The following is a 24,269-nucleotide window of genomic DNA, read 5'->3' as shown; positions in this document are numbered from 1 at the left end:
CATGAAAAGAAATTATTTTAAATCAATCGTATATAGTTCATTAGTCCTTGGAACGGCAATGGTATCTTCATGCACCAAAGACTTCGACGAAATGAACGCACCATGGAAGGACGCACAGACAGCTGATGTCAAAAGTCTCTTTAACGGTGTCGTAGCCAGCATCGAGCTTGGTGCACAAGAGCAGGCAACAGCCAATACCTGGATCTATCCGGTAACACAATTGGGCACAACGGTAGGTAATTCGGGCTATTCTATGCAAAATGCCTCGAACGAATTGTGGGAAAATTACTATAGAGCATTAATATCCATACGTCTTACAGAACGTATGATCAATGAATCCCCCGACAAATCGAAATATCAAAATGTACAAGCGATGTTAACAATTTTAAAGGCTTATAAAACCTTTAAGATGACTGATATTTTTGGCGACATCCCCTATTCAGAAGCCGGTATGGCAGATCAAGGTCCAACAAATTACAGACCCGTTTTTGATAGCCAAAAAAGCATTTATGAAAGTTTGCTGAATGATTTAAAAACTGCAGTGGCTGCCCTAAGCACTTCTGCTGATCAAATTAATATCGGATCCTCAGAGTCTATGCTCAACAGCGATATTGCACTTTGGAAAAAGTTTGGTAACTCCTTACGTTTACGCTATGCGCTCAGAATGAATGATGCCAACGCCACAGTTGCAGCAACGCATATCAAAGAAGCGCTGGTATTACCTCTTCTGGAAAACACAGAGAACATAGGCCTGACCCCCGCGGTCCAAAATTTTACCGGCGAATGGCGGGAGTGGTCATTCCATGCAGGAATCTATTTACGTATGGGTAGTACTGCCTGGAATATGCTTAGCGATAATAATAATGTAGATGGTACTGGCATCTTTGACCCACGTGCAAAAATCTATTTTGAAACAAATGCAAAAAATGAGTGGGTGGCCAAACCGCAAAATCAAGCAATGTCAGACGGAGGTGAGCCATATAATAGAAGAAGAGATGATGATTGGTCAAATAAGGGAGCCGGAGATCTTATTTCTAACTTCAATTATTATTTCGGCCGTGATAAAAATATCCCAGAATTGATTATGACAGCTGCCGAAGTTTATTTTCTAAAAGCCGAAGCGGCAGTAAAAGGCATCGGCAACGCGACTGGCATTGCTGCGGCCAAAACAGAGTACGAAAATGGTGTTAAATCATCAATCAATTTCTGGACCACAATGGCCATGAAAAGTGTAGTATGGAAAGAAAATAAACCTACCTCCCTACCGACTAACGCGCAGCTAAATACTATTCTTTCGAATCCAAAAGTAGCGCTTTCAACAAGTTTAAGCAGTGCAAATGCATTAAAATTAATTTATGCACAACGCTGGTTAGATAATTTTAGACAACCTTACGAAGCCTGGGCACTTGCACGACAAACAGATGCAACGCCAAAATCTGCTGCAAATAACGATTTATACGAAAAAGAGTTTTATATGAACCGCTTAAATTACGCAGATAAAGAATACCAATATAATAGAGAAAATACCCTTAAAGCTACAAAAACAGAAACAAATAGTACAGAATGGCAGAAAACCAAAGTATGGTGGGATGTCAATTAATTTATAAAATCTTCGCGTAAAAAGCGCTCCCGATTAATGGGGGCGCTTTTTTTTGCTTTCACCTATCAAAACTATTTAAAAACACTTATTAAAAACATTAAACTTTTTAAAATTTTTAAAAAGTTATTTTTTCTTAATCTAAAAATAACATATCTTTAGCACACTCTAAGGGAGTCTCACTAACAAAACACTCATTATTATATGGAATTAAGGGAGAAAATCCTGATCTGTCTGTATTATTTAAAAGAACAGTCCATTGCTGGCTTATCCAAAAGTCTAGCTAAAAGCACACCTATTGTTACAAAGGCAATCAATGAATTACTCGAACAAAATATCATTGTCGACAAGGGACTAGCGGCATCAACCGGAGGGCGACGGGCGGCATTATATTCCTTAAATGACGACTTGGACAATTTCATTGTTAGTATTTCGATCGACCAATTCTATACATCTATCTTTCTCAGCAATTTACAACAAGAGATTTTAGAGGAAGAGATAGATATTCAATTGGATTTACAAGATCCAATTGCCGGAATAAATATTCTCACGCAGCTAAAGAATTTTATTGAAAAACATCATATCGATATTAAAAAAATTATCGGTATCGGAATCAGCATGCCTGGGTTTGTGAACATGAATACAGGTGTTAACAATTCATATGCCGAAGAAAACCCACTGCACTACCTCAAAAAAACTATTGAGACAGCACTAGAAATACCTACCGTTATTGATAATGATTCGCGAAGTGTCGCTTGGGCTGAAAAAGAATTCGGCGGTGGAATTGATAGTACACATACCTTAGTGATCAACCTCAATTGGGGAGTAGGATTGGGTATAATCATCAATGGAGAAATATTTACAGGAGCAACGGGTTTCGCCGGTGAATTTAGCCATATCCCATTATCCAATACAAATAGTTTGTGCTCCTGTGGCAAAAGAGGTTGCCTTGAAGTCGAAGCCTCTTTAAAATCGGCTATCGATCAAACTGAAATTGCGATCCAACAAGGTGAATATTCAATTTATAGCACGTTGATAAAAACGATGAGCAATAAGAGTGACGCACTGATAGAAGCTGCAAAAATTGGTGATCAATTAGTTATCTACCAAATTGGGAAAATCGGATTTATGATTGGAAAGGGAATATCTACTTTATTACATATCCTCAATCCAAACAAGATCATTATAAGCGGAAGAGGAGCTGAAATCGGAAATATATTAATGCCACAGATCCAAAACGCAGTTAATGAGTTTAGTATTCCAAGGATTGCCAGGATGACCAAAATCGAAATCTCAACGTTACATAAAACAGCTCAACAACGAGGGACAACGGCCTTGGTTGTTGAACATCATATCAATCGTTTATTAGATACTATTTAACTACCTGAAAAAGATGCCGGCGCTAAAAATACCATATAATCTGCTAGGAACAATCACTGATTTATTCAGCAAAAACTGAGTTTTAATCATATCCTTTGTTACAATTAACATTGATATTAATAAAGATACATCAACATTATAGCTAAAAATAAATACTTGCGTAATACTTTTTAAAAAATTTAAAAAGAATTTTGAACTTAACAGAAAGACTACATATCTTTAACATCATAAACGCTAATACTGAATCACATTAAGAAAAGTACCTTCATGAAAATTCAGGAGAAAAACATACTAACGATGATATTATAACATATCATTAAAAATACCGAGGAATAACTTTTAAATGCAATCATACGATATTATCAATACAAAGAATAAATACACAAAATCCGCAACCGATTGCGAAACATAAATTATATAAACTTTTACATCTATTATAAATAAACACGTCAAGTTTAAAGCACATTGCATTAAGCCATGATAAATTAATAAACAGTACAATTAACTGACACATTTACACAAATACCTAAAACATGAGTCTATTTTACAAAAGAACTGCAGGATTAGCGTTATGTACACTATTTAGTGCTACATCACTCTACGCGCAGCAAAGCATTACTGGGACAGTTTCAGATGCTAATGGACCTATTTCTGGTGCAACGGTTACTATAAAAGGAACAACTAGGGGCACACAAACAGCAGCAAATGGTTCATTTACTTTACAAGCTTCTAAAGGCGAAACTTTAAGAATATCCATTATTGGATACAAATCACAAGATATTGTAGTTGGTTCGACTAAAACGATTAATGTTACCTTAACTTCTGACGCCTCTGCATTGGATGAAGTTGTCGTCACAGCGATGGGCATTAAACGGGATTCCAAGGCACTAGGTTATGCGGTGAGTACGATCAAAGCAGAAGAACTTACGAAAGCAGGAAATACAAATATAGGGTCAGCCTTATATGGTAAAGTATCAGGAGTAAAAATAACCACAGCACCTGGTGGAGCATCAAGTGCTGTGAATGTCCAAATCCGTGGTATTAACTCCCTAAACTATCAACGGCAACCGTTATATGTTGTAGATGGTGTAATTATCCGTAATGATGAACAATACGGCACTAAAGGAGCCAATAACAACAACTATTGGGACGATCAACGTATTCGTGGTAATGGTATGTTAGACATTAATCCTGCGGATATCGAAAGCATGTCTATTTTAAAGGGGTCTGCTGCAAGTGCACTATATGGTTCTGATGCGGCAAGTGGGGTTATTGTCATCACAACAAAAAAAGGAATTAAAGGTAGAGGTTTAGGCATTGACTTTAACTACAACGGTTCTATCGAACGCGCTGCATTCTTACCAAAATTCCAAAATATTTACGGTCCTGGTTATGATGCTGCCACAAACATCGCCAATGGTGCTGATGCAGAAGGATGGATCGCAGACAAAGATTCACCCTCAGGAAGACGTCCTTATTTCCGTTCATATGGAAACTTCGGCCCTAAATTTACTGGTGAAGAAGTAAGCTGGTGGGACGGTACGACCAAGAAATACGAAGCCCGCGAAAACAACTTCAAGGACATCTTCGATTTAGGTTACAACTCTAACATCAACTTTGCCATTTCCAATCAAACTGATAAAGTGAACTATCGTCTGAGCGGTACGCGCATGGATTACAAAAGCACTAGCCCAGGTTCAAAACAAAGCAGAAACACCTTCAACCTAAACAGTACGGTGAAGATGCACGAGAAATTATCACTAGATCTCGTCGCTAATTATACAAACACAAAAACACATAATCGCTCTGCCTTACTCGGACAAGTATTAGGCTCCTATGGGGGATTTTTCAGTCGCACGGAGGACATGTCAGTATTAAAGGAAAAGTACCAAACTTCCGATGGTTATAAATATTCCGCTGTTGGTACTGGAAGAGACGAAGATTTCAAATATTCGATTCGTCCTTACAATTTATTAGACTATTTCTGGTCGCAGAAGAAAAACAATTACGACGAAACAGAAAATCGTTTGCTAACAAGTGCTACATTGAACTGGAACGTGGTAGACCATCTCAAATTAAGAGGAAGAATTGGTAATGATTTTACTTCAGCAGCCATTACGAACCAACAATACAATGAGTATGCTACACGTTATAACTCGACATCCAATAGTTCTGGTGGGTTCTCAACATCAAAAGGACTTTATTCCATATTATATGGTGACGTGTTAGCCACCTACGCTAACAAAATTAATAGTGACTGGGATTATAGTGTAAGTGCAGGCTTCCAGTCACGGGAAGAAAATTACGATGACCAATCATCAACAACACAAGGTGGCCTTGTAAAAGAAAATTGGTTTAGTATCAGCAATAGTTACGCTCCCGCGACAACAACGAATGAACGAAAGAAAAAAATTAAATATGCTTACTTCGGAATGGCCAATATCGGTTATAAAGGCTTTGCATATTTGGATGGAACCTATCGTTCGGAGTATTCGTCTACAATGCCTCCTGGCAATAATAACTATAAATATGGTTCGGTTAGCGGAAGTTTCATTTTTAGCGATGCTTTAGGCTTAAAATCTCAGAATTTCAATTTTGGTAAATTACGTGTTTCCTATGGTATTGTCGGAAATGATGCTGGAATCTATGTTGCAAATGTAGCAAACAGCCAAAATGCCATTGCAACAATCAATGGATCGGTACCTTCTTTGACTTACAGCGGTAGTTATGGAAATCTAGGCCTTATGCCAGAAATGAAATATGAATGGGAGTATGGTTTGGAATTGAAATTCTTAAAAAACAGATTAGGTTTAGACGTCAGCTACTATGACAACTATATTGACGATCAAATTTTAAATCTAACAACTGAAGCATCTGCTGGTGCAACTTCCCAATGGACAAATGTGGGTCGTATCTCAAATAATGGCCTTGAAGTTTCGTTAACAGCAACACCTATTCAACGTGAGAATTTCAGCTGGAATACCCGTCTAAACTATTCTTTCAATCGCACAATGGTAGATAAATTAAATAGTGGGGGAGATATGTTAACGTTCTACAGTGCAGATGAAAACTCTTTAAAAGTAGTCGCTGAAGTGGGCAAAAAATTAGGTAATATTTATGCCTACGATATTGCCAAAGACGAACATGGAAATAACCTTATATCTGATGAAGGCTATTACGTTATTGACAAAACGAAGTATAAATATGTAGGGAATATTCTACCAAAAGCAATTGGTGGTATGACAAATACATTCAACTACAAAAATTGGTCATTGGATTTTACTGTTGATTACCGCCTTGGAGGTAAAATGGTTTCTGAAAATCAAAAATATGCTATGGGTACTGGTGCCTATGAAAACACCTTAGAGTACAGAGAAACTGGAGTTACTTTAGATGGGGTAAATCAAAATACCGGTGCTAAAAATAACGTGCATTTGAGTGCGGCAGAATACTATATGAACACTTTCGGATGGGGAGCAGACTCATGGACAGAAAAAGGAGCGGTATACGACAACTCGTTTGTCAAAATGCGGGAACTATCTGTTAGCTACCGAATTCCATCTACTGTTACTCAAAAACTCAAATTAAATAACGTGAGAGTTTCTCTATTGGGTAGGAATCTATTCTACTTCTACAGAACTCTGAAAAATATTGATCCAGAATCACCAGTTGGAAATCAGTGGTGGTCACAAGGTGTAGATGTGGGTTCCAATACAGCGACAAGAAGTTTTGGTATATCATTGAATGCTAATTTTTAACCTTATTAATCATGAATAAATCATTTTATATATTATTATTTTTAACGCTATCTACCCTCGGATTTACAGGATGTAAATCCAAAATGGAAGATGCATTTAACAATCCCGATCAAACAACAGAGGCTAGCATTCCGGGTTTCTTTGCGGATTTGTTAAACAACGATAGAGTTCGACCATCTTATTGGCATTATAGAACATTTATTCTATCAAATCAAGCAATTTACACACAAACAGTTTCTTTTATACCAGGTAATACAATGTATCAACCCGGCGACAGCTATTCCTATGGTTACTGGACCGATTTCTACGCCCCAGGAGTACTTGGTGTATATAGAAAAATGGAGGCTGCATATAATGCCTTAACACCAGAGAATAAAGCCAAAGAAGAGATTTTTCTTCAAGCAGGTAAAGTTGTTCTTTATGACGAAGCATCGAAACTGATCGACAATTTTGGAGATATACCATTTTCAGAAGCAGGGAGTTTGCCATTAACGAGCATTGCCAAAAAAGCCAAATTTGATGATCAAAAAGAACTATATTATTCTTTTATCAATGATCTCAAAGCAATTAACACTTATTTTAGTCAAGCAGCAACTACTGGTGATTTTTCAAAATTCGATATCTTAAATAGCGGGGGAGTCGATAAATGGAGACGTTACACCAACTCTTTACGTCTACGCTTATTAATGCGAATTTCTAATGTAGATGAAAGTAAAGCAAGAACAGAAGTTTTAGAAATGTTGAATAATCCATCTACGTACCCTCTAGTAGATGGTGCAGCTAATGCAAATTATCTACCGGGAACAACAGACATCTTGTTGCAACCATTAACAACAAATACGACCACATTGCGCGATGCATTAACAGAAGGAAATAATCAATACGCAACGGATTACATGTTAAATAAAACAATGAAACCTGCTAATGATCCACGTATACCTGTATTCTATGACAAATTTGGCGTAACTAAAGATAAAGTATTTACACCTAATAAGGAGTATAATGCAATGCCCATCACCTTTACAGAGAACGATATCTTAACAAATTATCAAAAATATGCTGTATTGGATTCGGCAACTTTCTTTGATAACGCAAAACTGCCAGGAATCGTTACTACTGCATCTGAAACAAACTTTGCCAAAGCAGAGGCATATCTGAGATGGGGAAGTGACACTGATGCAAAGGCGGCCTATAATCTAGCACTTAAACAATCTGTTACGTTCTACTACTACCTGAATAAGTTAAATATTTCAGGTATAAAGACCGAGAATAAACCTAGTGATGCTACGATTACTGATTTCGTAGACAATTCAACAGCCACTTATAGCGGAACTTCAGCTGCAAAATTAGAATTGATTTTAACGCAAAAATGGGTTCATTATGGATTTTTACAAGCGCAACATGCTTGGTCTGAATATAGAAGAACAGGTTATCCTAAAATCACAGTTTTGACAGCTGGACTTGCGAACTATGCAACTCCTCCCTTAAGACTACTTTATCCTACTGGGGAAATTTCAGTAAATTCAGAAAACTACGAAGCTGTTCGTTCAAAAGACACAAGAACAACAAAAATCTTCTGGGACGTTAATTAACGTATACACTACATCATCTATTTAAAAGAAGGCCACCTAAGGTGGCCTTCTTTTTATCATTTTCATTATATTTAGAAATGCAAACACTAAAAACCATTATATCCACTGCGCTGATCGCTTCAAGCGTAACACTCACCTTTGGCCAAGCACACAATGTATCAGCCGGCTATCAAAAGCCGACAGATCCTTTAGTGATTGAAAATCTCGAACAATGGCAAGATATGAAGTTTGGTCTTTTCATGCACTGGGGTACCTATAGTCAATGGGGAATCGTTGAAAGCTGGAGCTTATGCCCAGAAGATGAAGGCTGGACGCAACGCAAAACCGAACACGGAGCTACATATAATGAATATGTGAAAAATTACGAAAACCTACAGACCACATTTAATCCTACGGATTTCAATCCACAAAAATGGGCTGATGCTGCAAAAGCTGCCGGCATGAAATATGTCGTCTTTACAACAAAACATCACGATGGGTTTGCCATGTTCGACACAAAGGAATCAGACTATAAAATTACCTCTCCAAAATCACCATTTTCAAAAAATCCAAAAGCAAATGTAACCAAAGAAATTTTCAACACCTTCCGCAATGACGGTTTCAAAATTGGGGCCTATTTCTCCAAACCGGATTGGCATACGGATTTTTACTGGTGGAATTATTTCCCACCAAAAGATCGAAATGTAAACTATGATCCTCAAAAACACCCTGAGCGCTGGGAAAAATTTAAAAATTACACCTACAATCAAATCAATGAACTTACTTCCGAGTATGGAAAGGTCGATATCTTATGGTTAGATGGAGGTTGGGTACGACCATTCAAAACTATTGACCAATCCGTCGACTGGCAACGCACCATTAAAGTCGAACAAGACATTGACATGGACCGCATTGGTGGCATGGCAAGGAAAAATCAACCCGGCATTATCGTTGTCGACCGTACGGTACCTGGAAACTGGGAAAATTATGTCACACCTGAACAAGCGATTCCTGAACATCCCTTGGATATTCCATGGGAAAGTTGCATAACCATGGGAAATTCGTTCAGCTATGTGCCCAACGACCAATACAAACCGACCAAAAAGATTGTTGAAACATTGGTAAAAATTATTTCTCGCGGCGGAAACTACCTATTGAACATAGCCCCTGGCCCAACAGGAGATTATGACCAGGCAGCATACGATCGCTTGAACGAACTGGCAGCCTGGATGAAAATCAATCAAACTGCAGTATTTGCAACACGTACGATTGCTCCATATCACCAAGGTGACTATTACTACACTAGAAGCAAAGACAGTAAATTGGTCAATGTATTCCATCTTTCTGAAGGTGATACTTACCAGCAGCCAAATGAATACGTCTTTCAAGTACCTGATAATTTTAGCGTAAAGAAAATCGCTATTTTGGGTCATAAAGGTAAATTAGACTGGTCTCAACGTGGTAACCAAATTACCTTAAGAAGCCCTAGTACACGATTTAGTTATGCGACTGCAATTCAATTGCAAAGCAAATAATATAGAATTCCGTTGGATATAATCCAACGGAATTTTATCATTTAACAAGGTCATTGTTTACCGATCACCGCCTGAACATCTCAATATTCCCAAAGCCTCTGCTCAGGAATAAGAAAATAAGTCATCAACAAACTATGGTTTTTTTAGAACCTTAAATTCCAATGAAAAAAATCAACCTATTTCCACTATTTATCCTTCTTTTTCTATCCTCGTGTGCAACGTATAAACCTCAGATCCTGGTATCAGAGCAAATTTTTAAAACAGGCCAGGTTCCATTCCAACAATGCCATGCTTCCACGATTCAAGTCATCGGAAAAGACAGTTTATTGGCAGCCTGGTTTGGTGGTACACATGAATCTAACCCCGATGTTGTCATATGGAGTTCACTGTATAGCCATGGACAATGGCAGCGTCCTGTACAGATTGCAGACGGTATCATTGGTGACAACCGCTTTCCAACATGGAATCCTGTCTTCTATCAATACCCGCACAGTGATACCCTATCTTTGTATTATAAAATAGGGGTCAACCCCAGAGAATGGAAAGGCTATGTCAAACATTCGCTGGATAAAGGAACGACCTGGTCTGCACCGCAGCAGTTGCCTGAAGGTATATTGGGGCCTATCAAGAATAAACCGATCACCTTGACAAACGGACTGATTCTCTCCCCTTCGAGCACGGAGTCCAAGGAAGAAATCTGGAAAGCACACCTGGAAATCAGCCGCGATCATGGCCGCTCCTGGTCCGTCAGCGCAATACGCCCCGATACCAGTATCCAGGTTATTCAGCCAAGTGTGATCCAACATGCTGATGGACGCATTCAGGTGCTCTGTCGAAGTAAAGAAAATAAGGTGATGGGAGCATTCTCAGCAGATGAAGGCCTTACCTGGGGGCCCTGGCAAGCCACAAACCTGCTCAATCCCAATTCAGCCACCGACGCCATCCGTTTAAATAATGGTTTATTTATGATCGTCTTCAATCCGGCCATCGCGGGCAACGACTGGTGGGAAGGACGCACAAAACTGCATGTTGCCATATCAAAGGATGGCTTACAGTGGAAAGATGTCCTAACCCTTGAAGATGGAGTAAAAAACGATGAGTATTCTTATCCGACAATTATTCAGGACACAAACGGTCTTATCCACATCACCTATACCTGGAATAGGAAAAGTATTAAGCATATTGTGCTCAAATAAGAATGATAGTTGTAACAAAAATGGCAGTAACTTCGTTGTATTCTAAAAACCAAGTTATGAGATCAATATCAAAATTATTAACATTATTAGCATATATCGTATCCGTAGGTTGCTCAAAGGAAACTGCTAATCACAACCTCTATCTCGAGGGAAGCTATTCAGGAAAATTTATAGTCAGCTATAAAAATCAGGACCAAACTTTCACTGGAGACGTAACTGTACGGTTTAAAGCGGACAGTTTCTTTTGTACAGCAAACAAAAACAGATTTCCTGCAGGTGGCTCGGGAACATATGAGATTAATGGTGACCAAATTATTTTCAAAGATAAAAATGTATGGACCGCCGACTTCGATTGGGCTTTAATATTGAACCACAATTACACCTATTTAGTGGATGGAAACGATCTAACTTTAACAAAAGCTCCCCATCAAAATAATAGCTATATCTATAAATTAACGAAGGATTAATTAATAATCCTTCGTTAATTCCAATTCTCCCTTCAACCGGATATCATCGGAAGATGCGCCGACCAAAAGTTTAAACCCGCCTTTTTCTGTCTTCCATTCGTTACCTGCATTCCAAAGTTTGAGGTCCTCCTTGGTCAATTGAAAAGAATAACGTTCTTTCTTTCCTGCGGCAATGTTTTTACGCTCAAACCGCTTCAATTGCATAACAGGTGTCACGACCGAACTTACTTCATCCACAACATACAACTGAGCGACTTCATCGCCCGCCAATTTGCCGTTATTTGCCACGTCGAACGACACTGTACATACAAAATCATTGCCATTCTCATTCAGAGAGACCTGTAAATTGGAGTAATCAAAACTACTGTAGCTCAACCCATAACCAAAAGCATACAATGGTTTGGCCGACATTTCCACATAATCGTGATGTTTAGGTTTTGTATGGTTGTAATGTACCGGAAGCTGGCCGACCGAACGAGGTACCGAAATCGGTAATCTTCCAGCCGGATTATAGTCACCGAACAATACATCGGCAATAGCCAAGCCGCCTTCTTGTCCCGGATACCAGGCATTCACGATCGCAGGCACATGTTCAGCGGCCCAATTTAAGTTCAATGGTCTTCCCATAATTGTAACAAGTACAACTGGTTTTCCGGTCGCCTGTATCGCTTTCAGCAACTTGATCTGGTCGCCCATCATATCCAGTGAAACGCGATCAAATCCTTCTCCGCTCTCCATATCACTTACCGTATTGGGATCAACATTGGCTGCTCCAGTTGCTTGATACGACGTTTTAAAATCACGTGCACTCGAACCACCCAGGACTAAAACCACCGCATCGGCCTGCTTTGCAGCTGCGACGGCGGCAGCGATATCGGAATTGCTTGTATCACGGATTGCACAACCTTTCACATAATCAACCTTGGTACTGTTACCAACTGCCGCCCGTATTCCGGTCAAGAGGGTCTGAACTTTCCCCTCAGCTTGTGGAGCAGTATAATCGCCCAGCTGATTATAGGTATTGTCGGCATTCGGTCCTATAACGGCTATTCGTTTCAACGATTTACTTAAGGGTAAGATATGCTGATCGTTTTTAAGCAAAACAATCGACTCGCGGGCCACCTGTCTTGCTACCGTTTTATTTTGTGCCGTAGCGACTTTTTTGGCTACCAACTTTTCATCCACATAGGGATGATCAAAAAGCCCCAAATTGAACTTCATTCGCAGTACACGGGCCACTGCTGTATCAAGAACAGCAGGTTCAACGAGCCCCTGTTGGACAGCCTTAAGCAGATTTGAACCATAACCAGTCCCGCTTAGATCGACATCCAATCCGGCATGTATACTTTGTGAAGCCGCTTCTTCTGCAGTCGCTGCTGTTGCATGCCCTCCATTGAGCCCTGATATACTCAGTAGATCCGATACAACAAACCCCGTAAATCCCCAGTCTTTACGTAGAATGTCTTTTAGCAACCAGGGGTTGGCAGAACAAGGAATACCATCAATGCTATTATATGCTGTCATTACCGACCCAGCTCCCGATTTTACAGCACGCTCAAAAGGCGGCAGAAAATACTGTCTCAGGCTTCGTTCTCCAACCGATACGGACTCGCCATTGTGACCGCCATCTGGAGCCGCATAGGCTACAAAATGCTTTAAAGTTCCTATTATTTTATCGCGCTCACCTAGCTTCTCACCCTGAAAACCACGGATCATTGCAGTTCCCATCTGACCGATCAGATAGGGATCCTCCCCATAGGTCTCTTCAGTGCGCGACCAACGTGGATCTCGTGCTAAATCTAATACAGGACCGTAGCCGTTTTTACCACCCACGGCATAAGTCTCCATGGCAATTGTTGATGCCATATCCTGAATCAACTTTGGGTTCCATGTACTCGCCTGTCCGATCGCGGTAGGAAACACTGTTGCACCAATCGCCATATGTCCATGTGGCGCCTCTTCAGACAACAACAATGGAATCCCTAGTCGAGTACTATCCACAATATAACGTTGGATCGCATTTGTAGCGCGCGCAGCTTCTACAGGGCTCAGGCCATTCAGCAAGGTTTTCTGTGTCCAAGGATCGGCACGTAAGGTTGCCCATAACAATCCGATATGCTGTTCTTTTACTGCCTTTCGCAATTTATTGCTGATTGTAACCTGCTTTCCGTTTTTGCTATACATTTCCCAGCCCAGCAATTTGCTCAATTGCCCGACTTTCTCTTCCACAGTCATTCTTCCCAATAGATCACTTACCCGTTTTTCAATTGGTAATGTACTGTTCTTATAGGGCAATTGCTGGGCTTGAAGTTGTGGGCAGAGCAATGTCGTCATTGCCGCCATAAGTAATATACGGACTTTCATAAGTGGATTATTATTTATCTAGTTTTCTTCATTAATTGGATCCGGTTTTATTATTTCACATTATCTATGCAACCGGTTTCCAAACCACTAAATTAACGATTTAGCCTAAATAATCAAGTTAAATTTTGATTCCTAATTCTTTTAACAATCTACAGGGCGGCGGCATTGGTTTGAACAGTGTTCATCTAAGCAACCTGACACTGGGTCTACTTTATGTATTGAAGTAGAGGAGAGCAAATGGCAAACATCCACGAAATTCATTCTTGCACGTTGGGCAACAACAAAACAGGTAGACAAAGAAAAAATTAATGTGAAATATTCAATTGCAACTTCATCAAAACAGAATTTAACATTCAAAAAAAAGACGGCTAGCCGTCTTTCTTTTGAATGTTAAAGGAAATATACTACTTATTTTGTTGCAGCCTTTCGCTTACCTTGGAAATAGTATTCAACTGGTAGTACGTATGCTGCAGGATTATTATTGCGCGAAATTAATATGAGCAGATCACCATCAAGCTGTACCTCATAACTTTGGTAAGGGCTACTGTCGGCAAACTTGATACTTTTCTTCTCTTTATTATAGGTAAATGCGCGATGCTGTTGTTCAGAAAAAATCAAACTTTCAAATGTTAGCTTATCATCCCCACATAGTTCTTTACCACGATTGACAGTGAACTTATTCGCTGATTCAGCAAATGTAAACGTATACACATTATCCTTTTCACAATCTTTCGGTTTATGCTTCAATTGCTCGTTTGCCGTCCCTTTCGCAGACACGATAGGGCTCCATTCAAAACTTTCCAGCTGTTTTTGAACATCCATAGGTGCAGTCACTTCATTTTCCTTACCGCAGCTCGTCAGTAAAAAGAGAATAGGAAAACTTCCAGTAAATAATTTATTCATTACGGTTTCCATTAGTTATATCTTGATGACGATCATTTTACCAATATCGCTACAATAAAACCACGCATTTTTAACTACACAGATAAAAATAGACTAAGAGCCGGAGAGCACTTCGCGCCACAAACTAGGATGATCTGTTTGAATAAGACGTACAAAAGGATATTTCTCCAAAAAAGATCGATAAGCTTTCTTTCCCTCCTGTTCTGCTTTGTCGTCATATTCCCCCAAACTATTCATCCAAAAATAAATGCCCTGTTGGCGCAATGCATTAAGTTTTTCGGTATCAGTAAATGATTCATCAAGATGGACAATTGAGGTTAATTTCATCTTCAGTATGGCCTCTAGATCCTTCATGCTGCGTGCCCTCGGAAAAAGCGTGATCGTTGGATTGAGTTTGTAAATCTTGAGCATGTCTTTGTAATCGTAAAGAAAAAACAGTACCTGGTCTTCCATCCTCTCCTGTTCAACAAGTGCATAGGTTTTCTTAATAAACTCTTTGCGATCTTCTTTAAAATCGAGATCAACAAGGATTTTTCCTTTTGCAACGCGCAAAGCTTCCGATAGGGTTGGTATAACATGATCCGAAGCTTCACCATTAGCCTTTTTGCGTAAGTGAAGCTGTTGAAGTTCGGCATAGGTCTGTTTGGCGACCTCTCCTTGCCCGGTTGTCGTCCGATTGACTGTTTTATCGTGCATCAGCACAAGTACACCATCTTTGGTTGCCCTTACATCTACCTCTACCACGGAAGCCCCCTGCCGAATGGCCTCTTCGATAGCAGCAATTGAATTTTCAGGTTGCTCCAGATGAGCTCCCCGGTGTGCGGCAACGTGTAAGCTTTTTTGATCTAATTTTTTCATTAAATCGTTCGACTGAGCATATAAGTGGGTTGTAAAACTTACTATTATACCCAACAGAATAATAGAAAATAAAATCTTTTTCATTGCTGTATAGTTATTTTTTTGCAATCTCTTTTTGTTATACCTTAAAAACCGGCGATCTCGCTGCAGTTACATCTCAATCGCGTCATGGAGTGAATCCCGCAATTATATTGACGGAAAGTAATCTGGTTTGAATGGATTACCTTCCGTCTATATCGTTCTACTTTTTCGACAACTCGAATGAATCAAACAACTGTCCATTCAGCTTGTAGCTTGAAAAATACAATTTATTTTCGGTCAGCTTGATCACCTGATACAATTGCGTCTGTGACGTTGCAACTTCCATCCAACGTTCAGAATCTGATTCATACATCTTAGGCCCCGCTACAGACAGGAGATAGACAGGCCGCTTTTTACCCAGCCCGCCACGAGCGTAGGTATGATCGTGGCCCTGAAGGACCAAATCGACACCATATTTCTCGAAAATAGGTTTGAAACGTTCTCTCAAGATGGTATTGTCACGATTTTTTGCCGTAGAGTATACGGGATGGTGCATGACAACAATATTCCATTTTTTTTGTGATGAAGACAACACTTTCTCCAACCACTTTTCCTGTATCGTTGCTGCAGTAGAGTCGAGCATAATCAATTGAGAATTTAGGGAAATCATACGTAGATCCTGATAATCGAGGTAGTAAACAGCATCTTGCATACCCTCAGGGCCATTCCTTGGCAAGTTGAACTGTACTTTCCAATGTGGGTCAAGTACAAGCTTCCCAAGCGAGTCGCGACGGTACTCGTGATTACCCGGTGTTGGAACAGCAGGGATCATCTGATGAATAAATCCTGCGGCCTCATGCCATTCTGCCCACTCCTCGTCTGCATTCGAACGATTGATCAGATCGCCCGCGTGAACAATAAAGCGTGCATTCGCTTCCTGCTGGAAAGCACGCCGAATGGCACGTGCCCAGCGTGAACGTAAGTCGTTCTGTGCATCACCCAAATAGATAAATGAAAACGCGCCTGAACGCTCCGCAGTCCTAAATTGGTTCCAGGCACTCCAATTGCTGCCATCTCCAACGCGATAGGCATAAACTGTACCGGGTTTCAGGTCACGGAAGGTTACCTGTCCATAAGCATCCTCTTGCTGTCCTCGCTCGAGCGGTAGCGCAGTTCCATTTATTGTAATCGCGTTTTTTTCAAGTTCTGGATTGCTCTGTTCTTCAGCAATCTGACCAATTATTTTGGTCCTATCCGCATTGATCCGCCAAGAAACAGACTGCGTACTGCTGGGATTATCGGACCAGGTCAACGTAATCCGGTCAGGTTGTTTGGCGTTATTATCCGTCTGGCTTTTCCCTTTCAATAAAGTGCAGCACAGTACTACAGCAAGAAGAATATGTTTGATTTTCATTGTGATATTGTTTTACTAAGCGATTTGATTGTTATGTTTAATAACTTTTAATTGATGATTACGAATTACCAGGGCTTGTTTGTTCCTTGCAATAACCAAGGTTTTGACCAAGCGCTATTTTCATTGTCTGCCTGTGAATACGCTGTCTTTTCAATACGTTTCAAGGCCTCGTCGGCATTTTTTTGATTCACACTCATTTCGGTTTGCATATAAGGCACACGAACAGGAAGCTGTGTCCGGATGGCTGCGGGGCCGGCCTTTAAAGCGGGGTACCCTGTGCGACGATAATCAAACCAGGACTGTGCGGCAGTTGACCAACTGGCGATCCATTTTTGTTCAATGATCTGCACTTGCGTATTTTCAAAAGTCACACCTTTCTGACGGATATAGTTGGAATAGTCTGCGCCCCTTCCCCAGCTTGCCAAAGATTCCTCTATAGCACGCTCATAATAGGTCTTGGCTGATTCAGGCAGCCCCCATCCTTTCCAGGCTGCTTCAGCCAAAATAAAATTAACTTCGGCAGCAGAAAGCAAGCGTGCTTTTAACAAACTTCCCTTCGCCGAACGATAGCTATCATTCAGGTAAGAAACATGCGGATTAATCGAGGTCTGCCCCGGTGTTGGATTGAGGTTGTAGGCTGAAGGGTTTTTAGATACACTTGGCGGAAGTCCAACATACTCCTTATCGGTATCCACGGGAACACCTTTGACGACATCTGGCGATACAATCCGAACACCATTAACGATCTTATCTGTACCTGCAGGCTCGTTGCTGCGGATCTCAATGGGTATGTCTACCTTTCTTGCCCAAACCGCCAAACGAGGGTCGCCAAGTTCCTGTAGTCGGTCGACCAGTGTTGCACACATTTTCATTCGTCTAAAATTACTTCCACTGGCATCATACACCGTATTTGACGGCCAGGAGTCATTTGCATTATTTCCAACAAAATCCATCAATACATCATCAGTGGTACTCGTAATAATTGGAAATTTATCGGGATTGGCAACAATACTTTCAATTCCCTGTTTGGCAAAGTCAGCAGACTTTGCTGAAATACGCATATAATACCGTAATGCCAAAGAATTGGCAAAACGACGCCATTTCGAAGCCTTTCCGCCAAAGTAAACATCCGCATTCGCCAGCACCTCATAAGAACCATCGGGGCGGGATAGAAGTTCATTGGCTTGTTTCAACTCCTCGATAATTCCCTTATAGATTATTTCCTGACTATCGTATTTCGGAAAATTATATACAGCATCTCCCAGTTCCGCTTTTAAGGCATCGGTATAAGGAGCGTCTCCCCAGAGATCAGTCACCAATCCGAATAAATAAGCGCGCATCACCAGCGAAACTCCCTTATGGAAATCTAGTCCCAATTTCTCCGCACGTTTACGCATAAGCTCATTGTCACGTAGAAAACCATAATAGGCATCCCAGCTCAGAATCCCTCCTGTCCATTCGTAGTCATTATGCGAATTGAACCATGCATCAAATTGGGTGTGCTGCATAACTCCGCCAAGATCTGAGAAACTCAATTCGTTGTATTTTTTCGCTGTTCCTGTCAATATCGTCGGCAATAACAGATTGGGATTGGCATCTTCCTCACTTACACCGTTTGGATTGATATTAAGTTCGGTCAGATCTTTACAAGCTGAAATATTCCATACCATCCCAAGGCCTACTACAGCCATGGTGAATCTCTTCAACTGATTTTTCATTTATGTCGTATATTAAAATGTCACATTTACTTTAAATCCAATAGGCATTGACCAAGGGGTAACGTTGTAGCGCTCAATCCCCTGTTTAAATCCAACACCAGTTTCTGGCTGGAAGGCCATTTCCGGATCTATACCTACTTTTGCTTTGGTCCATAAGATCAGGTTACGGGTATAGACTCCCACACTGCCATTCTCTATTCCGAGACGTTTCAGCCATTTTCCTGATAAATCGTAGCTAAAGGACAGTTCCCGAAGCTTGATAAAAGAAGCATCAAATGTCGCTGCATTCATAAAATCCCAAGGGTAATTGTCTGAATAAGCGATATATTTTGTTCCTTCACCACCAAGATTCTCTGTATAACCTGTGATATTACCTTTATCATCATATTGTGCGATAACACCTGGATTAAACACCCCAAAATTGCCAACAAGACCACCCACACTGATCGGATAACCACCATACTCTTCGCCTGGTCCTCCAACAATGGGATACCTATTACCTTGCACGCGAACAAGATTGTTATCGACCAAATAATTGCGCAGCGTTTCGCCTGTCATTCCATTGGGATTGATCATCTGATCAAGAAAACGTTGCGTGGTTAGATTCGATTCGAAATAGCGATAGGTCTGCGACATAAATTTCCCGCCAAAACGCATATCTGCGGCAATATTCATCGTCCATTTTTTATAGCGAAGACTTGACTGTAGGCCCATCGTGAAATCGGGATTAAAATTTCCGATTTTGTTGCGACTATTGTTAATCCGTACAGCCTGCCAAGAACCATTTTTATTGAGAATAGGAAAACCATAATACGGCGACGATTGATCCTCCACGGTCACTAACTTGGAATCGTACAGATCCCCAATCTCTTCCCCGACATAGGTACGTGCCCCACCCCGACCGTCGGTCCAAAAGGTATAGAATTCTACACCATCAGAAAGCTCATCGATACGGGTACGATTGCGATGCCAGTTGACACCAACGTCCCAGGACCAATTTTCCTTGGCAATAGGTCGCCCCGAAACAGCAAGTTCAATACCGCGGCTGCTTAACAGTCCGGCGTTGATATTTTTCGAATTGAAACCACTTGATCCGGGAAGTGTTGTTGAAATAATTTGGTTTTTGTTCTCCAGCTTATAATAGGTTCCTTCAAACTTCAGTCGATTATTCCACATGCCTAGATCCAAGCCAAATTCGTAAGATGTGGCAATTTCGGGCTTCAGATTAGGAACCAAGAGTGACCCCGAACGTGTTAGCCGTAATACGTCGCCCCAGCTACCTGGATTACTCAGTACATTGGAGAGATTATAGGGATAAGTATCATTTCCCACGCGCGCAATACCCGCTCTCAGTTTTGCCAAATTGATCGTTTTAGGCAGAGAAAACACCTGGTTAGCTAGCACACTTAGGGATGCCGAAGGATAGAAATAGGATCGATTGTTCACAGGTAAGGTGCTGGACCAGTCATTGCGCCCAGTCACATCTAAATAAACCATATCCCGATAGCTTAAATTGATCAGTCCGTAAACACTGTTTATGGCTCTTTCAGAAATTGTACTGTAGAAATCCAAATTTAATGGACTGATATTGGCCAATGTGTAGAGTCCCGGCGTGATTAATCCAGCGCCATTCTTTGAGGTATTTTGCACGGATTTACCACGATTATACCGCAAATTTCCACCCAATGACCCTGTGATATGAAAGTCGCTCATCTTCTTTGTATATGCTGTCAGAAAATCGATATTCTGTTCCATATTCATCAGATTAACAATCCCATAAGCACCTCTGGGTTCGTTCGTATAACTGTAAGGGATTTTTGTTTCCCTATTTTCCCAATAGATATCCGTTGCATACCGAATCATGGCCGTCCAATCTTTTTTGATGGTCCAATCTAACCGTAGGTTTCCAAAGACGCGGTCTCTTGTAAAAGCATTATTCACTCCATAGGCAAGGAAATACGGGTTATTGTGGTTGCCAATAGACTGTGAACGCTGTTGGATCTGCTCCTGCCCTGGCAACCAATAATCCTGCAAGTCCAGAATATTGATGTGAGGTGCAACTTCATAAGCCGCTTGCATTGGATTGGTTCCCCGATTTCCTGCAGGTCTATTGTTGGAGTTATTTCTGCTGGCATCTAGCGAGAGCCCCAATGTCAAACTATTGCGAAGGCGCATGGTCGAATTTATATTCAAGGTGTTTCTGAACAGATCCGAATTGGGGATAATACCCTTATTGGCCATATTGGAATACGAGAAACGATAGTCCAATTTTTCGCTTCTGTTGCTGAGGGAAATTCCATTGGTACTTGTGACCCCAGTCTGGACAAAGTTTTTAATGTTATTTGGGTACGCTTTTAGTTCCGTAGGAATGGGCTTACCGTTCTCGTCAAGTGGACTATTCCATTGGACAGCTTTATACCCCTTATCCAGTGCAGGGCCTACCATAACACTAGACTCCTCCTCAATAACTAAATTGCCGGGCAGGTCGCCTGGTCGCCATGGCAAGGTACCGCTTGCAAATTTGTTATGCAATTCAATAAATTTATACGGGATATCAAATACTGTGTTACTAGTCACAGCAATGGTCATCTTCTCCGCATTCTTACCACTTTTGGTTGTGATCAGCACCACACCATTACCTGCACGTGAGCCGTAAAGCGCAGCTGCACTTGGCCCCTTCAAGATGGAAATATTTTCAATATCTTCGGGATTGATATTGGCAATTGCATTACCATAATCCACTTTGTTGTCGTCACCGATCTGACCAACATTATTTAAACTATTCATCAAGGGCACTCCATCTACGACAAATAGCGGCTGGTTGTCTGTACTTAGCGATGATGCCCCCCGAATCACCATATTCACGCTGGAGCCGGTGGGTCCTGTAGAGCTAATCGAAACCCCGGGCACTCTACCTGCCATACCAACCAGAAAGTTATCATTATTGACCCGATTGATATCGTCGCCCTTAATTTTACCAACAGCATAACCGAGGGAACGATCCTGTCGTTTGATGCCCAATGCAGTCACGACCACTTCATCCAATTCGTTGTCACCTTCGTTTAAGACCACCTGACGTATACCTGCTGTGTTGGCATCGAGCTTGAGATCGTTCAACTCTTTTTTTTCATAGCCAACATGGCTTATCAGTACATCATATACGCCTGCAGCTAGTCGAATAGTCACTTCACCTTTGGCATTCGACAAGGCGCTCTGTCCAGTCAGTGGAATATGCACAGAAGCTCCCCCAATAGGCTGTTTTGTGCGATCGACAAGCTGCAATTTCAAATCATAAGACTCCTGTTTACCCGTATTTTTTACAAGGACAATACCCCCTGACACTCTTTTTGACTTAATGTTGGTCCCGTTCAGGATATAGGTAAGGACTTCCTCGAAGCTCGCATTCTGGAATTTTTTTTCGGCAATTAAAATCCGATCTAATTGGAGCATACTCCGATCGTAGCCGATCGCTTGACCTGTTTGTTTTGACAACTGCAGTACCGCCTGCGCGGCGTTACCACTAGACAAATGAATATTGATATTATCCCAGTAAGCGCGATTGATCTTTTCCAATCCCTCAGCATGGCTATTGGTTACAGCACAAGAGACCATAGCGCAGATAGCAAGCTTTGTCGCAAGGCCGGTAAGCTTAATTATTTTATACATATATTTGTATGAATGTTTTAAACATGAATATTCAGGTGCTCACTGGTCGATTTAGCGGTTTGCCAGATGAGCACTTTTCTTGAGCAGATAAATTATGCTGTTCTACCCCTTACAGCTTATTTGTATAAGATTATTTCATTTTTCTCCCTCCTAAATTTGATTTGATGAATATTGCAAACGATATTCAGCACCTGGTCTAGTGACTGTACATGCGGTATCATAAGCGAATAATTGAAAGTATCTGTATTCAGATTTTCGGTAAGCAACACAACACCGAAGCGGTTATAGATTATTTCTTTCAGTTCCTTGAAGCTGATGTTATTCAATTGCATACCGCCTTGTGTCCAAAGGCTGATGTAAGCTGGATCGCTATCGAAAGTTTTAAAAACATTTTTAACTACGCTATACCGGACGGCCTTACCTGCTGTAAGGATATGGTTTGCTCCATTTTTTGCATTTAGAACACTCACCCGCCCAGTTTTAACTTCGACAGTGACATGTTTAGTAGACATCGAATTGTTGACGTTGAATGATGTTCCTAGGACTGCAACAGAAACGCTGCCTGTTTCTATCTTAAATGGATGTAAAGTATCCCGTCTGACCCGAAAGAATGCTTCCCCTCGATCTAAAAAGAATTTTCTATTTGATGCAAAATTCTTACGATCGTAGCGGATACGTGTATTTCCGTTTAAAAAAATGGATGTGCCATCAGGTAACTGAATTTCTTTCAATTCGCCCGCATTCGTAACCGTTTCCGTTAATAATGCGATCGTTTCTGCCCGCTTCCGAGAAAGCGACATCGGGTTGTGCTGTAAAAATAGCAGACTGATGCCTCCTAGGATTAAAATAGCCGCTGCTGCTGAAAGCCAAGAGAATTTTCTGACCGGTATGTTGGCCACCTTCTTTGCCCTCGCAGGTTCTTCAGCTATTCCTACACGAATAAATAATTCTTGTTTGATTTTTTCCCGATGATTTGCATCGATAAAGGGATTAATATCATCGTTTGAAATAGACTCGTACCAGTCGTCAACATGACCTTTTTCCTCCTCAGTCAATTTCCCCCCGAGATAATCTGATATGATAAGTTTAAAGCGTTCTAAATTCACCTGCATTAATTTTTATACTAATACAGATCAAAACGGGCAAAGTACTTTAATTAAATATGTTCTTTATATTAAATAATCATAAAGGAGATAGCTTCCTGCAAGCAATAAAAATACAGAATCGTGGTCCGCAAACCTTCTTGTCAATTCGTACCGCATAATCTTTTTGGCCTCTGACAGGTAGTTTTTAACGGTCTGTTCCGCCAGATTGAGTTCCTTGGCAATTTGTGTTATTGAATAATTGTCAGAACGCATTAAGTAGACTGCTTTCATCAATCTAGGTAATTTGTCTATCGAGTCATCCACGATAGCCTCCAGCGCCTTATACCTGGCAAAGGCCTGGCTATCCAAATTGGAAAAAGCGTCCATACGTTCCATTGATTTCTCCAAGACCTGTTTTCGTACACGCTCCGAGGCGTAGTAATTCAGTATTTTGTTTTTGAGGGCTTTGTGGAAATAGAATTTTATATCGGAGTATTCAGTACTCACGAGCGATCGTTTTTCCCAGATATGGATAAATACTTCCTGCACAAGATCCTTAGCCTGATCCTCTTCCCGAAGATGACGAAAAGCGACGGTGTATAGACCCTCCCAATACCGCTCAAAGAAATAGGCAAAGGCAATGGGGTCACCTTCTTTAAAACGCAACACATAGTGGTTATCTACATTGGCTTCGGTAGTTTTCACCTAACAAAGATAGGTTCGTCAGATTATCAAA

General features: G+C 40.8%; 15 protein-coding genes. 7 read left to right on the top strand and 8 right to left on the bottom strand.

Annotated features, from left to right (window positions below):
* Window position 1: 1 nt before the first annotated feature.
* From ACHWSC_RS00380 to ACHWSC_RS00350, 7 genes are all read left to right on the top strand, one after another.
* Entirely contained in the window at window positions 2–1,600 is a 1,599-nt protein-coding gene (locus ACHWSC_RS00380; RefSeq protein WP_394675447.1) for a SusD/RagB family nutrient-binding outer membrane lipoprotein, read from the top strand.
* A gap of 201 nt (window positions 1,601–1,801) precedes the next feature.
* Window positions 1,802–2,977: an ROK family protein gene (locus ACHWSC_RS00375; protein WP_394675446.1), complete on the top strand. Its 1,176-nt coding sequence runs from the start codon at window positions 1,802–1,804 to the stop codon at window positions 2,975–2,977.
* Between the two features lie 533 nt (window positions 2,978–3,510).
* Window positions 3,511–6,735, top strand: coding sequence for a SusC/RagA family TonB-linked outer membrane protein (locus tag ACHWSC_RS00370; protein ID WP_394675445.1), 3,225 nt, complete (start codon window positions 3,511–3,513; stop codon window positions 6,733–6,735).
* Between the two features lie 11 nt (window positions 6,736–6,746).
* Entirely contained in the window at window positions 6,747–8,327 is a 1,581-nt protein-coding gene (locus tag ACHWSC_RS00365) for a SusD/RagB family nutrient-binding outer membrane lipoprotein (protein WP_394675444.1), read from the top strand.
* A gap of 77 nt (window positions 8,328–8,404) precedes the next feature.
* Window positions 8,405–9,841: an alpha-L-fucosidase gene (locus ACHWSC_RS00360; RefSeq protein ID WP_394675443.1), complete on the top strand. Its 1,437-nt coding sequence runs from the start codon at window positions 8,405–8,407 to the stop codon at window positions 9,839–9,841.
* Window positions 9,842–10,002: 161 nt separating this feature from the next.
* Window positions 10,003–11,037 carry an exo-alpha-sialidase gene (locus ACHWSC_RS00355; RefSeq protein ID WP_394675442.1) on the top strand — a complete coding sequence of 345 codons (1,035 nt, stop codon included), beginning with the start codon at window positions 10,003–10,005 and terminating at the stop codon, window positions 11,035–11,037.
* Between the two features lie 56 nt (window positions 11,038–11,093).
* Window positions 11,094–11,504 (top strand): hypothetical protein, encoded by a 411-nt coding sequence (locus ACHWSC_RS00350; protein ID WP_394675441.1) that lies wholly within the window; start codon window positions 11,094–11,096, stop codon window positions 11,502–11,504.
* Here ACHWSC_RS00350 and ACHWSC_RS00345 read toward each other — a convergent pair whose 3' ends face one another.
* The 8 genes from ACHWSC_RS00345 to ACHWSC_RS00310 all read right to left on the bottom strand — a co-directional run bounded on the left by ACHWSC_RS00345 (window position 11,505) and on the right by ACHWSC_RS00310 (window position 24,238).
* Entirely contained in the window at window positions 11,505–13,868 is a 2,364-nt protein-coding gene (locus tag ACHWSC_RS00345) for a glycoside hydrolase family 3 N-terminal domain-containing protein (RefSeq protein WP_394675440.1), read from the bottom strand.
* A gap of 408 nt (window positions 13,869–14,276) precedes the next feature.
* Window positions 14,277–14,771, bottom strand: a complete 495-nt coding sequence (locus tag ACHWSC_RS00340; protein WP_394675439.1) for a hypothetical protein — start codon at window positions 14,769–14,771, stop codon at window positions 14,277–14,279.
* A 93-nt stretch (window positions 14,772–14,864) separates the two neighbouring features.
* Window positions 14,865–15,713, bottom strand: a complete 849-nt coding sequence (locus ACHWSC_RS00335) for a glycerophosphodiester phosphodiesterase family protein (protein ID WP_394675438.1) — start codon at window positions 15,711–15,713, stop codon at window positions 14,865–14,867.
* 157 nt (window positions 15,714–15,870) lie between these two features.
* Window positions 15,871–17,064: a metallophosphoesterase gene (locus ACHWSC_RS00330; RefSeq protein WP_394675437.1), complete on the bottom strand. Its 1,194-nt coding sequence runs from the start codon at window positions 17,062–17,064 to the stop codon at window positions 15,871–15,873.
* A 65-nt stretch (window positions 17,065–17,129) separates the two neighbouring features.
* Window positions 17,130–18,782 (bottom strand): SusD/RagB family nutrient-binding outer membrane lipoprotein, encoded by a 1,653-nt coding sequence (locus ACHWSC_RS00325; protein ID WP_394675436.1) that lies wholly within the window; start codon window positions 18,780–18,782, stop codon window positions 17,130–17,132.
* A 12-nt stretch (window positions 18,783–18,794) separates the two neighbouring features.
* Entirely contained in the window at window positions 18,795–22,448 is a 3,654-nt protein-coding gene (locus ACHWSC_RS00320) for a SusC/RagA family TonB-linked outer membrane protein (protein ID WP_394675435.1), read from the bottom strand.
* Window positions 22,449–22,564: 116 nt separating this feature from the next.
* Window positions 22,565–23,554 (bottom strand): FecR family protein, encoded by a 990-nt coding sequence (locus tag ACHWSC_RS00315; RefSeq protein WP_394675434.1) that lies wholly within the window; start codon window positions 23,552–23,554, stop codon window positions 22,565–22,567.
* A 63-nt stretch (window positions 23,555–23,617) separates the two neighbouring features.
* The gene (locus tag ACHWSC_RS00310) at window positions 23,618–24,238 is read right to left on the bottom strand and encodes an RNA polymerase sigma factor (RefSeq protein WP_394675433.1); all 621 of its coding nucleotides are present in this window, start codon (window positions 24,236–24,238) and stop codon (window positions 23,618–23,620) included.
* Window positions 24,239–24,269 lie beyond the last annotated feature (31 nt).

This window comes from uncultured Sphingobacterium sp. (assembly GCF_964277905.1).
GTDB lineage: Bacteria > Bacteroidota > Bacteroidia > Sphingobacteriales > Sphingobacteriaceae > Sphingobacterium > Sphingobacterium siyangense.
This window is presented reverse-complemented; position numbering and strand designations above follow the sequence as displayed.